Here is a 12,846-nt window from a genome sequence, read left to right on the forward strand (position 1 = left end):
AGCCCCCGGAACGACTCGTCAACGGTCCAGTCCTACGGACGCCGTCAGCACTAGAGAACGGCCTCTTCGGCGGTCAGAAGTGCCCCATGCTGACCCGCTGACGCTCCATTCCGCCCGTCGCTTCGCTCAGCAAAATGCCCCCGAAACCGCCCCAGTTTCTCGGGCTTCGCTGAAAAGCTCTTAGGTTTCATCGGACGGCAAGGATTCCTACCACCCCAGCCAGTTCATCAGAACATGGAACGAGACTAGGCACTTGGGGCTAAAGACCCCTCACATCAGGGACTTTCTGTTCGCGGATCAAGGTATTCAGTTGATGAACCTTGATAGTCAGATAGCGGAGCGCGTCCATCGGCACTTCTGCGATCGGGCCGTTCCAGTCCTATCCGTGCATGACAGTTTTATTGTCGATTACACCCGCGTGGGGGAGCTGAAGCGGGTGATGGCCGAGGCGTCTACTGGAGTGGCTGGTGCACCGTTACCCACATCGAACAAGTTCTACGGGCTGGACGAACAACCCGATCCGAACGCCGACCACGTCAAAGACTACATCATCTGTCGGCAGACGGCCCGGTCCGAGGCGTATCTTCAACGGCTGGCGGAACATGAACGGAGAACAGGGCGAGAGGTGGTGCCGTTCGAAGCTCAAAATTGACGCTGCAGAAATAAGTGGGCCGAGTTATCGGACAGACGAAGGGTTGAATTGTGCATAAATCAGTTTCTAACACTCCGTGAAGTCACAGGAAGCTATTGCTGTGATCATTCAGTTCTTTCATCTTCAATTTTGTGACCTGACGTTCACTTGGAGCGGTGCGAAGCTAAAGCCTTTGCAAAAACGCTACGGATACTCATTTTGGCAACCCTGCTTTTAACCAACCTTCGCGCCAACTATCTGCACAGGATGGAACAGTGAATATTGGCATTTGTGTCTGCGCTGAGGCTGCAGTCAGGCCCGGGCGCAACGTCTGAAGGTCCGCTACCGCTTTGCGAGCTGCAGCATCATCGGTGAGGTGTCCCAAAGCAGCAATCAGCATAAGATGGCTCATTACGAAGTTTGAGCGTACAGATAAAGCTTCTCGGCAAGCCTTAGCCGATTCTTCATAACGCCCAAGGTGAAAAAGCGCGCTAGCCTGAGCAAGGTAAGCAGCGTGGCGCAATGGATCGTGAGGGCTGAGCTCAACAGATTGAACCGCGTGACTTAGTGCTTCCTCTGGACGATCAAGAAGAAAAAGGTTGATGGAGCCCAGCATATGGACCGTTGCGGCATTTGGATTTTGCTCAAGAGCTTGTTTGAAAGCAACCCGCGCGCGTGGCAGGTCTCGCGCCAGCATAGAGATTGAATGCGCAGCGTACGCCAACGCGATGCCGTCTGCACGATCGCTCAACAGAACCCGCTCGGCTGCCTTAATAGCCTCTTTCGGCCCTTCACCAATTGGCTCAAGCCCTTGAACCATTCGCTGAATATGCAACCAAGCCAACAGCCCTGACGCGGATGCGTATTCTGGATCACGCCTCAATGCGAGGTTTGTCAGACGTATGGCCTCTCGATTGTCTTGATCCGTTAAAAGATGGAAATGCGATTGTGCTCGAAGATATAGTTCATAAGCTTCCAAATTTTCCGTAGGTTTTGCCCGCGCTCGGTTAGTTTCGGCGTGCCTTAAAGACGGTTCAATCGCGGTTACGACCTCCAGCGTTACTTTGTCTTGAAGGTCAAAAATATCATCAAGCACGCCGTCGAAGCGGTCTGCCCAGAGATGACTGCCGTCTTCCGCATCAATCAACTGCCCTGTAATGCGGACTCGTTGACCTGCTCGTCTGACTGAACCCTCGAGAACGTAGCGCACTCCAAGAATGCGACCCACTTCGCGTATGTCCGTGCTTTTTCCTTTGAATGTAAAAGATGAATTTCTTGCCACGACCATCAGCCAACGGAAACGAGACAACTCTGTGATAATGTCTTCGGTGATGCCGTCCGCAAAAAACTCCTGTTCGGGATCACCAGACATATTGTCGAATGGCAGCACTGCAATCCCGGGTCTGACATCTGCCTTTTCTGACAGATTGGCAAAAGTGCCCTTTGGCCAGCACCAAACACCAATGCGGCGCGTGATGTTTTTGAGTTCTGTCTGCTCACCGCCATCGAATTTGGATGCGTCACCTCGGTCAAGACTGTTGTGAGATGTGTCCGATATCAAAACCTGATCCGGTTCGGCCAGCGCTTCGAGACGAGCGGCGACATTTATTCCGTCACCAAAAATGTCATCGCCTTCTGTAACGACCTCGCCAGTATGAATGCCAATTCGAAGCTTGATGCTCTCTGGTTTCTGCGCTGACTGTAATGCAATAGCGCAATCTGCAGCGTCTGATGTGGACTTAAACTCGGCAATCCAACCGTCGCCCAAGCTTTTGATCAATGTCCCCCTGTGGGCTTGCAGCAGCGACTGAAGTGTATCTTCACGGAATGATCTAAGCGCAGCAATCGTACCTTCACGGTCATGATCCATCAGTGCTGAATATCCGACGATGTCCGCCGCAAGCACTGTGGTAAGCCGTCTGTCCATTCGTTCCCCCGTTTTGAGGAACTTAGCGCGACACTCAACTTCTGTCAGCCCGACAACTTTGCCTTTGAGCGTTAAACCCTAAGTCCCAAACTGCTCTCAAAATCCATTCCATGCTGGAGATCATCCCAGATGCGGTCGACCAACTCTGCCACCTCTGGATGGTCCGACCAGCGATGAACGTCGATTGGCCGCGAGTGCCATGGGTCCTCTATCTCCCCCATAACCTCCTCCTTCCTCAATGTATTACGGATCAGGAAGGAGGATACTCGGGTCTCTCTATCCTCCTGTTTCTATTCATTACTTATACCTATTCCCCACCCCCATAGAACTCCTGCTAGAGGTCAGGAAAGAGGAGGAGTCAGGGGGAGTCAGAACACCCGAAACCACTGGGGCATAAATGGGGGCATTTCTCGGAGGGTTTAGCCCCAAGTGCCTAGTCTCGTTCCATGTTCTGATGACCTGGCTGGGGTGGTAGGAATCCTTGCCCACCGATGAAACCTATGGGCTTGTCAGCGAAGCCCGAGAAACTGGGGCGGTTTCGGGAGCATTTAGAGGGTCAGCATGGGGCATTCTCGACCGCTGGAGTACCCGTTCACTGCCGCTAGAGTGACCACTAACTGGCGCTGACGGCGTCCGTAGGACTGGTTCAGGGGGCTGACGGGTGGTCGCTGGCGGTTGGGGGGGACGTTCAGGTTTAGTGCAGCGAATGACTGTTCTGAGCTGATAGTGTTGAAAAACTCGATGCCGCTATATTTGCCTCAAAATCTTAGAACAAATTCCTTCCAACTTGGCACTCAGAAGATAATGTTTGAAAAAGTGAGATTTGGCGGAAAAATGTTTCCCCAATTTGGCCTAATCGGTTCGGACAAGAAGTTTTTCAACACTATCAGCCCTAAGCCGACACCATCAGGTCACCCACAAGCAGACGCCTGAACCGCTTTGTCGTTGCGGCGAAGCCAACGTTTCAATTCAATTTGACTTGTGTCAATGCGGTACCGTTCTCAGCCGAGTTCTTTTTTGTTCCACGAAGAAACTTCAGCGAGGGGTGGTTGCAGGGCAATGCTGAATCTCAGATCAATTGCGGCAAAGCGGTCAACGTCAGCACTGAGTGCGCTTGCCTGCCTACTTTTCCTGTCAGGCTGCGAAGAAGCGACACCGCTGGCCGCAACTGCTCTAGTCTACCCTGGGGTAATCGTTGCAGCGCCGGTTCTAATTGCGGCCAAAGACGGGGATATCAGGCAGCCAGTTCTGGTGAAAACGTCTTCGGGCGCTCCACTCACACCAGATTTTAGCGGTGCGGCACGTGCGACGTACACAGTTGATACATCGACGGTTGTTTGTACTGGAAAACACAAGCTTAACGAACGCACTGTAGTTTTCGACAGCACTGCAGCGAGTGGATACAAGAAGCAATACAAAATACCTCTTGCGTGCAACCAAGGACTAAAGGGGCTTGCATTCTTTGCGCCAAGAACTCCTGCGGACGATGGGCCGGTCACAACGGCCAGCGTGAGCGTCGGACCGAAGAACGTTCCACTGGACAAGTTTGAAAGACTAGGCGATGAACGGTTTGGTTGCTACGGACCTTTTCGAGCGCGGGGCGCTAACGTCGATCCATTCAGCGTGAAGTGTTACGATGCTGGAAAACCTGATAGCCGCTTAGGCGACTTTTTCAGCGTTTTCGCGCAGACGGGGAACACCAAGAATACAGACGAATTTACCGTTTGGATATTTCCCCCAAACTAAATACTGGAAATGATTGCTGGGGCCACAAAGCAGCCCTTCCGAAAGTTGCCACATGCTGCGCTGCCGTGAAAGGCCGGTTTGTCCGGATAGTGTTGAAAATCTCCAGTTTTGGCCCACTCGCTTTTTCGCGATTTCCATCGCGTCAGCAATGTTGGCACCACTTGCCCAGAGTAGGCCATGACAGCCTCTCACATAGCGGAACCAATGCTTTGGCCGACCCCCTGGCCCAAAACTTCAACCGCCTCTCAATGTGTAGTTTTTTCACCGGTTTTGGCCAAAACTGGGGTTTTTCAACGATACCCGCCCGAAGCAGACGTTCGGTACAGGATCGGCAAGCCCGCAAATCATAGCTGGTTTGAAGATCACGCGGTATCATCACTTGGTGGCCTCTTCCGGTTGCACCGGGTAGCCAGCAAGGGTCAGGCCTTCCATTATTTTGTCAATAAGCTCTTTGGGCATCCCACGTGCGCGAAACGGTGCACGCGGATCTGACTGGTATTCGGGGAACTGCTGTTTGATATATTCTACGGTCTCTTCAGCCTTCTTTTGCTGCCCGTTTAGGGCATAGCTGGCCGCAAGACTTGCTTTGTTCATGGGCAATCTACCCGCCGCAGCCAACTGTATTTTGATTGCTTCCTCGTAATCACCGCGAGAAATAGCATCCAGATGCGCCGCATAGGTATAGCCCGAATGCAGTTTTGGGTTGAGCGCCCGTGCCCGGTCGATCCATGCCAACCCCGTTTCAAAATCACCTGAATAGGCAAAGAAAATACCCAGATCAGCTAGAATCCAAGAGTCATTCGGGTTCAGTGCCACCGCACGCTCAGCATGTTTACGGTAGACATCCATGCTCTCACCCAGCAACCGGCTCCGTACTGCCAGTGCGTAATATGCATCTGGGTTATCGGGATCTGCTTCGATGGCATGTTGAACCGCGTCAAAGCTTTTCTGAGCCCAATCGGGATCAAGGTCGTAAGAGTTCTTTTTTGAATCAAGGTAGTTGTACGCGAGGCGCGACCAACCCAATGAATAGCCTGGCTCTTCCCGCACGGTCCGCAGCAGACAATCGCGTGCCTTTCGGTGCTCGGGCAGTGCAAAGGTCTGATAAAACCAGTGTGCGGTTATAAAGCACTCATATGCATCGAGGCTTTCGGGCGCCTTTTCGCGGATCGTTTTCAGAACATCGGCCTTGAACAATGGGGCATCGCTCGATCCGATAAGCGAGGCAATCTTGCTGGCGACTTCCACCTGCACGTCCAGAACGCTCGCAAGGCTCAGGTCGCTTTCAAAGGGGCCAGGAGCCTGAAGCTGCAGACAAGTTTTTGCATCGGTAAACGTGGTGGTGACGCGAAGCTTGTCGTCAGAACGCTGCACCGTGCCACCCAGTATGTAATCCACAGCCAGCTCATCGCGGATCGCTTGGCAGTCCGCATTTTCTCTGAATGCCTTGCCGGCCCCTGGCGCCAATACGAACAGGTTGGTGAACTTGGCGAGCATCACGTTAATATCGCGGGTCAGGCCATCGCTGAAATAGTCGTCCTGCGGACCGCCGCCGACATTCTCGAAGGGTAGGATCAGCACCTTTGGTCCGGTTGGCAGGGCATAGGCCTCTTCTTTTGGGTAGAACTGGTACGCCAAACCTGCAAGCGCCAGAACAGCTGCAGCAACCACGGCGCCCAATTTTCGACTATCACGCCGCGGTACCGGCTTAACCGCCTTGTCCGCTGGCCAAGTCCAGAGTTCCACGCTTCGAGTGATGTTCTTCAACTCGTGGATGCCAGAATGCCCGAACTCGACATCCAGCTTTCCTATGACCATTTCGGCAACCGGTTTCGATACAACGATCCCGCCGGGGGGCGCCAAGGCCTCGAGCCGCGCAGCAACATTGACCCCATCACCCAGCAAGTTATCACCCCGGACCATTACATCACCAAGATGAATACCAATGCGAAACTGCAGCCGTTTGGGCCCTGGGCTTTCCGCGGCGCGCCGGGCCATATCCCCCTGTGCAGCCAATGCCGCCTGTACCGCTTTGACCGGGCTGGAAAATTCAGCCACCACGCTGTCCCCGGCACTACCGAAGATCCGACCGCCATGGCTTGAAATTTGCGCGTCAATCAGTTCCCGGCAGACCGTCAGTTCGGCCAGAGCCGCTTCCTCGTCCTCGCCCATTAGCCTTGAATATGCGACAGCATCCGCAGCGAGGATTGTGGCCAACCGTCGTTCCATAAGAACCTCTCAGTGACTGAGTTTAGCCTAATGGTGAGATTTTTCTATGCGCGTTAACGAGCAGCTTCGAATGTCGACTCTGTCCGCAAGGCAGTCGCTCATTCACCGCGCAGTCAATGTCTGCTTCGAACCCAAAGCAGACATAGATGATGAGCGCAGCATTCGTCACTCAGGGCGGGAAGCGGACTTTCGCGGCACCTGCAAAGAGTAGGATTCGTCGCGGGGAAGCGGACATCCAGTTTGTGCCATGACAGCCAAATTGGTTGGACTATCAGAAGGGCACGCATTGTCGGGACTTCGTGACATCCGTTAGACTGTGAACAGGAGGGTCCTATGCAGCGCCGACTCGCCGCGATCATGGCTGCCGATGTCGTTGGGTATTCGTCGTTGATGGGCAGCGACGAGGCAGGTGTATTGTCCGCCCTCAAAACTCTGCGTTCAGAGATTTTTGATCCCGCAATTGCCAGACATCACGGGCGGCTCGTCAAGTTGATGGGGGATGGTGCTCTTGTCGAATTCGCTTCGGTTGTCGATGCCGTAACCTGTGGCGTCGAGATCCAGCGGGCAATGGCTGAGGCTGCTCCAACCATCGCCAACGGGTCGCGGTTGCAAATTAGGATCGGGATAAACCTCGGTGATGTCATGATCGCTGATGGGGACCTTTACGGTGACGGGGTAAATGTCGCCTCTCGCATTGAAGGTCTGGCGGACCCAGGCGGCATCGCGGTTTCTGAGAGTGTCGTCCAACAGGCCATGGGCAAGGTGGATGCCGGATTTGAGGATCTCGGACTGAAAAACCTGAAGAACATCGCTGAACCGGTTCGAGTTTTCCGGGTCATGTCCGACAGAGCGCCCGCATCCAAACGGCGATCAAACAAGCTGCCATTGATGACCAGCGCATCCGCGTTGGTTGGTCTGGGCGTTATAGGCTTGTTCACGTGGTGGATTGACTTTGATCACGAGCCGCTTGACGCCCCGACCTTTGATGAAGCTGCTCTGTTAACAGAGCCAACAGGTCCGACCGTTGCGGTTTTGCCGTTTCAAAACCTTAGCAATACAGACGCCCACGATTTATTGGCTGTGGGCATAGGCGAAGACATCATCGTTGAACTGGGGAACTATCAGGACCTCAATGTTTTGTCCCGCCAATCCACCCATTCCGTTGGACCGGACGAAAATGACCCGCTCAGTATCCGGCAGAAATTCGGCGCGGACTATGCGCTGGAAGGTTCTGTCCGGCAGGTTGCAGATCGTCTGCGCGTGACAGCGCGATTGATAGACACTACCTCGGGGCTTCAAGTCTGGTCGGGGGCGTATGACGAAAGCCTCACGACTTCAAATATTCTGGACGTTCAGCTGAACATTACCGAAAAAGTGGCCTCGGCTGTGGGTGACGCGGGCGGGGCAATCAAACGCATTCACGCAGGTCATGCGCGCGCGAAACCTCCGGATCATCTCTCGTCTTATGAATGTTCCCTGCTGCGCGTTGGTTTTCTAAACAGACGAGATATTCAAGAGCGCGTCCGCGGCTGTATCCTGCGGGTTGTCGAAGACGAACCCGAGTATTGGCGCGGGTGGGCGCAATTGGCCGAGGCTCTGCTAACGGATGTGAAGCTTTTTACCGGGCTGTATCCAGGGACTCAGGATGAGAAAATCCGACGCGCGGAAGAGGCGGCGCGGAACGCGGTTTCACTGAACCCATATTCTGCGCGTGCTCACTTCCTTCTGGCGCTTGTGCTCCAGATTCAACGTGATCTTGACGGGTTCTTCTCGTCTGCTGAAACGGCGCTGGCATTGGGGACAGATCGTTATCTGCAAGGGCAGATCGGCTATGAGTTCATTTGGTCCGGGCGCCTGGAATTGGGTGCCGCTCTTGTTGAGAATGCAATTGCGCTTGACCCAAATGCAGCGGACCCAAACTGGTATCAGTCACTGGCTGAGTATCATTTCCTGAATGGAGATTATGAAACAGCGCTTACCACCTATCGCAAGGGGGCACAGCCGGACATTTGGTGGTCGGTTTCTATCGAGGTTGCGATTCTGGCTGAACTGGGTCCGCACGAGGCGGCCATTGCAGCGCGGGATCGGCTAAACAAAATTCGTCCGGGTATTAAGATTGGTGACATTGTCTGGATGTATCGCCGCTTTGCGCGCCCGGATGAACACATTCTGCCTTTCGTGGAAGCCTACAGAGCTGTGGAAATGCCAGAGGGCCGGTTTGCCCCACTTGAGGATAGTGCAGGCTAACCAACACGGCATGTTAAGGCATAGGGTGGCGCAGAGTCTGGCGCCGATTGTTATTCGGGCACGCCCGCTCTTTGCAAGCTTGCCAGCCAGATCCGTCGGTTTTCTGGGTGGTTTTTCGATCCTGCGAATTGCCTGCGCATCGCTGAGATTGATAGTTTCGGGTTGATTTCAAGTGCATCTTTGACAGCCTCTTGGGCATCGTCTTGTCTGCCCATCTCGGCAAGAGTGGCCGCGCTCAACAGGTGGTGAAAAAGCCGCCAAGTATTGCTTGTCGCCACCGCGCCTAATTGCCGGGCTGCGTCCAGCGCTTCTGCGTAGCGTTCAAGATGAAACAAGATGTGACCCTGGTAGAAGTACATGTTTTGAAGAAGCGGATCGCGCGGGCTTAACCGGATCGCCATCTCTATCTCGGGCAGGGCGCGGTCCTGCATACGAAACCAGTCATAAGTATGCGCCAATTCCAGCCGGATACGCGCGTCGTTGGGGTTGAGCGCGACAGCGCGTTCGAGATTTGCGATGGCTGGATCGGCCTCTCCTGTAAAGCGGTAGATATAGCCGAGGGCCGCATGCGCCTGCGCGTCCTGATCGTCCAGTTCAATTGCTCGCTTGGCCGCCTCAGTCGCGGCAATCAACGTGTCCTGAGGGGTATCCGACCACTGAAAGAAGAATATCGTTCCCAGCGCGCGGGCCAACAGGCTGTGTGCTGCGGCGAATTTCGGATCAGCTGCGATGGCGGACTGTGCAAACGTCACCGCGTCCTGCTGGGCCTCTTGCGAAAACACTGCCTGCCGCGCCCGGCCGCGCAAATACAGATCCCATGCACCCATGTCTTCGGTCGGTTTTTCCTGCGACCGTGCTTCGCCGGACTGATATATCTCAGGCAACAACTGGCCGGCGATGGCCCGGCTGATCTCGTCTTGAATATTAAAGACATCCGTTACCTGACGATCAAAAACCTCGGCCCAGATGGTTTCGGCGCTGTCGACATCAATAAGTTCTCCGCTGATGCGCATCTGACCGTCGGCCCTTCGGACGCTGCCGCGGACAACATAGCCAACCCCAAGGTCGCGCGCGATTTCTATCGGGGTTACCTGATCCTTCGCGTAAGAGAACATCGTTGCGCTGGACACAACGAACAGTTCCCGATTGCGCGACAGATGCGCGATCAGGTCGTCGGTGAGACCATCGACGAAATACTGACCAGTTCTTTCGTCCCCGATATTGTCAAACTGCACAACGGCCAAAGAGGGTTTTCCGGTGTCCGGCAATCGCTGCCGGTCGGCAAATATGGAAAAGGACAGCATGGCAATTGCCAAAGCCAACAGAACACCCGCAACAAGAACGCCGCGTTTGGGCGCTTGGGCAACGCGCTCAGGCGGTTCATCCGATGCAACCGGGGCCACAAATTGGAACCCGCGCTTTGGAAAGGTTTTGATGTAGTCTGAGCTTGCCGCAGTGTCGCCCAAGGCCTTGCGAACGGACCGGATGCGCGTGTTCAGCGCCGCGTCCGTGATCGCCGAGCCGCCCCAAATCTCGTCAATGATCTCTTGCTTGCTGACGATCCTGTCTCGGTTCCTGACGAGAAACTCCAGCAATTGCAGGGCCTGAGGTTCCAGAGCAACCGGTTCGCCACAGCGGTTCAATCCCTGTGTCGGCTCAAGTTGGAAATCTAAAAAACGGTACATACTGAAACCTACACTCCGCCATGTCCTTGGCTCAACGAAGTTTGCGGATTGTCAGATGAATGTCAGAAAAAATCAGATTCCGATCAAGCCCGGCGCGTTCGCCCGGCGTAACGTTTCCGGGGGTTAGCGTTCCGTAGCATTACTCAAAAAAATAAGGAGATTGGATATGGCCCAACTGAAAAAACTTTGCATCGCGGCTGCGGTCGCTCTGGCGGGGAGCACTGCATTGGCTGAAACGGATCTTGAGGCGGCGTTGGATAACGGTGCCGAGCGCCTCAATGCCGATCAGATCGCAGAGCTTCTGATCGGAAATACTGTCACAGCCACCTCTGGAGAGAAGAGATTTCGCTTTTTCTATGACCCCAACAATATCGTGAGCGGAGAACTTACGAACGGTGGATGGAACGGTGCCGGCGCATTTGCCATCACCGATACAGATAAGGTTTGCGTTTCCATGGCAGCCGACAAGGGGCGCTATCGCTGTATGACAGTTCTACGTGTCGGGGACACGGTGCATAAGTTCAGTGCCGACGGAAAGAGAACATTCGAGCTGCACAGCTTTGAACCGTCTACCGGTCTCTGAGTTTCGGTTTCAAACTGGTTCTGACACTGGACCTGCCATTTTTTCTGGCTGAGGAGAAATGGCAGGCACGAAATCAGCTGCCCTGTTCTCCATGCGCGGTGAATGTCCGACTTGAGCGGAAATGGTTAGTCATAGGTCGAACACTTCCGGTGTCCGCTAAGGACCGGGCGTGTAGCCTTAGATTGGAGGTACGGCTCGCACGGTGACCAACTGTCTGGCCGCGACCCTTTCGCGATGTATCATATACAGCCCCGCACCGATGATGATCGCAATGCCAAGCAGACTAAGCGCGTTCGGGAAGTCGTTGAAGACAAGATAGCCGAACAAGGTCGCCACCGGCAGCTCAAAATACTGCAGCGGCGCCAGCGTGACAGAAGGCGCAAAAGACAGCGCATAGGTCATCATCATGTGGCTCACCGTCGCGAAAAAGCCAGCGCCCAAAAGCCACAACAACGCGATGTCTGTCGGCCAAACGGGATCAAACAAATCAGAGCCGGAACCTTGCGCAACAATTAGAGCTGGAATGCAAAACAGGCTGGCGATCAGGCCGGTGTGGAATTGCAGGGTCACAGGGTGCACCCGACGCGACAACCCCCGGGTCAAAAGAATGTAGAAAGCGAAGGCAACTGCCGTGCCAAGCGGAATAATGGCAACCGCGCCGAAAGCTGCGAAACTGGGCTGTATGACGAACAACACCCCGACAAACCCCACAAGCGCCGCGCCTACGCGACGCGGGCCGACGTCTTCACCAAGATAGAACTTGCCGACCAACAAGACGATGAAAGGGGCAACGAACACGATTGCCAGCGCATCGGCAAGGGGCATCACCCGGATTGCGGCAATGAAGCAAAATGTTGCGAACACCAGCAGCAATGAGCGGAAAACCAGCACCATCACCTGACCTTTCGCCACGCGCAACGACAGCCCCATTATCCAGATGAAAGGCGCCATTAGCGCGCATTGCACCACAAACCGAGCAGCCGTAATCTGCCCAACCGGCACACTGGTCGACGCGAGTTTCGCAGACACGTCCAGCAAAGGAGCGGTTAGGCAAAACCCTAGCATCAGCGCAACGCCGACAAGGGTGCGATCTGGAGATTGAGGTATGGGTTCAGCAGAGGTCATCGTTTCATTTAGAGATGTCGCCAAATGCGTGTCTGTTCTCAATACGACCACAGACAAAAGTCCCACAATCCACGAGTTCGGGTTGAATTGGATATAGCGCTCGTGGCGAAAGTCTCCTCTGAAGGGCCGCACAGCCACATCAGGTGGCCGGGCCAAGGGGCAGCTAAGGGCCGTCATCACACATCCCAACAAACTGACTTATCGGCAGTTTCGTCCGCATTGCGGTCGTTCGCCCAATCGGAACGGATGTCTACTTTGCGGGACACCTGTCGATTGCATCGCTTACATTGGGCTATCTGTTTACTTAATCGAAAATGCGTTCGCCCTGCTCGTCAATCACCTGTTTCGCCTTTGCGATACTGAAGCTTTCGCCCTGATCCCGGGTTTCAAAGACATCCGCCCGGATCACTGTATGGGTCTTGCGATCTCCATCGATGGTCTTTTCTATACGGGCCAAAAGACGGTATTTGCCACCTTCGTGCATCAGGTCCGGAAAGATTTCGAACCCTCTGAAATAGACCGGCTCCGGCTCCGATTTTTCGCCACCACCGAAGAGTTTAGAGAAGAGGGACATTGGGCGGCTCCTTTCAGCGTTGCCATGACCGGAGACTAGCGCCGCTTAGGACAGGCGTGAAGCATGTCATGCTATCAGAACACCGGTCTTCGATCCGAC

At 54.4% G+C, this 12,846-nt stretch carries 10 protein-coding genes and 1 pseudogene; 4 read left to right on the forward strand and 7 right to left on the reverse strand.

Going from position 1 to position 12,846, the window contains the following annotated elements:
* The first annotated feature begins 313 nt into the window (after positions 1-313).
* Entirely contained in the window at positions 314-652 is a 339-nt protein-coding gene (locus tag ACR3EQ_RS23070) for a nitroreductase family protein (protein ID WP_170611816.1), read from the forward strand.
* Between the two features lie 193 nt (positions 653-845).
* On the opposite strand, the gene ACR3EQ_RS23075 is transcribed toward ACR3EQ_RS23070, so the two are convergent.
* Together ACR3EQ_RS23075 and ACR3EQ_RS23080 are read right to left on the reverse strand one after the other, a co-directional pair.
* Entirely contained in the window at positions 846-2,558 is a 1,713-nt protein-coding gene (locus tag ACR3EQ_RS23075; RefSeq protein ID WP_170611818.1) for an adenylate/guanylate cyclase domain-containing protein, read from the reverse strand.
* 71 nt (positions 2,559-2,629) lie between these two features.
* Positions 2,630-2,779, reverse strand: a complete 150-nt coding sequence (locus ACR3EQ_RS23080) for an adenine nucleotide alpha hydrolase family protein (protein ID WP_170611820.1) — start codon at positions 2,777-2,779, stop codon at positions 2,630-2,632.
* Between the two features lie 838 nt (positions 2,780-3,617).
* On the opposite strand from ACR3EQ_RS23080, the gene ACR3EQ_RS23085 reads away from it, so the two are divergent.
* Positions 3,618-4,304: a hypothetical protein gene (locus ACR3EQ_RS23085; RefSeq protein ID WP_170816205.1), complete on the forward strand. Its 687-nt coding sequence runs from the start codon at positions 3,618-3,620 to the stop codon at positions 4,302-4,304.
* Between the two features lie 375 nt (positions 4,305-4,679).
* Here the strand turns inward: ACR3EQ_RS23085 and ACR3EQ_RS23090 are convergent, their stop codons facing one another.
* Together ACR3EQ_RS23090 and ACR3EQ_RS23095 are read right to left on the reverse strand one after the other, a co-directional pair.
* Positions 4,680-6,122 carry a hypothetical protein gene (locus ACR3EQ_RS23090; RefSeq protein WP_480492418.1) on the reverse strand — a complete coding sequence of 481 codons (1,443 nt, stop codon included), beginning with the start codon at positions 6,120-6,122 and terminating at the stop codon, positions 4,680-4,682.
* A gap of 3 nt (positions 6,123-6,125) precedes the next feature.
* Positions 6,126-6,533, reverse strand: a pseudogene (locus tag ACR3EQ_RS23095) (adenylate/guanylate cyclase domain-containing protein); the annotation flags it as partial.
* Between the two features lie 333 nt (positions 6,534-6,866).
* Here ACR3EQ_RS23095 and ACR3EQ_RS23100 point away from each other — a divergent pair.
* Positions 6,867-8,780, forward strand: coding sequence for an adenylate/guanylate cyclase domain-containing protein (locus ACR3EQ_RS23100; protein ID WP_480492258.1), 1,914 nt, complete (start codon positions 6,867-6,869; stop codon positions 8,778-8,780).
* Positions 8,781-8,830: 50 nt separating this feature from the next.
* Here ACR3EQ_RS23100 and ACR3EQ_RS23105 read toward each other — a convergent pair whose 3' ends face one another.
* Entirely contained in the window at positions 8,831-10,465 is a 1,635-nt protein-coding gene (locus ACR3EQ_RS23105) for a winged helix-turn-helix domain-containing protein (RefSeq protein WP_170609806.1), read from the reverse strand.
* Positions 10,466-10,631: 166 nt separating this feature from the next.
* On the opposite strand from ACR3EQ_RS23105, the gene ACR3EQ_RS23110 reads away from it, so the two are divergent.
* Positions 10,632-11,048: a hypothetical protein gene (locus ACR3EQ_RS23110; protein WP_170609804.1), complete on the forward strand. Its 417-nt coding sequence runs from the start codon at positions 10,632-10,634 to the stop codon at positions 11,046-11,048.
* A 177-nt stretch (positions 11,049-11,225) separates the two neighbouring features.
* Here the strand turns inward: ACR3EQ_RS23110 and ACR3EQ_RS23115 are convergent, their stop codons facing one another.
* Both ACR3EQ_RS23115 and ACR3EQ_RS23120 read right to left on the reverse strand, forming a co-directional pair.
* Positions 11,226-12,173 (reverse strand): DMT family transporter, encoded by a 948-nt coding sequence (locus tag ACR3EQ_RS23115; RefSeq protein ID WP_480441988.1) that lies wholly within the window; start codon positions 12,171-12,173, stop codon positions 11,226-11,228.
* Positions 12,174-12,477: 304 nt separating this feature from the next.
* Positions 12,478-12,747 carry an HlyU family transcriptional regulator gene (locus ACR3EQ_RS23120; RefSeq protein ID WP_480442119.1) on the reverse strand — a complete coding sequence of 90 codons (270 nt, stop codon included), beginning with the start codon at positions 12,745-12,747 and terminating at the stop codon, positions 12,478-12,480.
* Positions 12,748-12,846: the final 99 nt, after the last annotated feature.

Source organism: Ruegeria sp. AN11 (genome assembly GCF_056536005.1).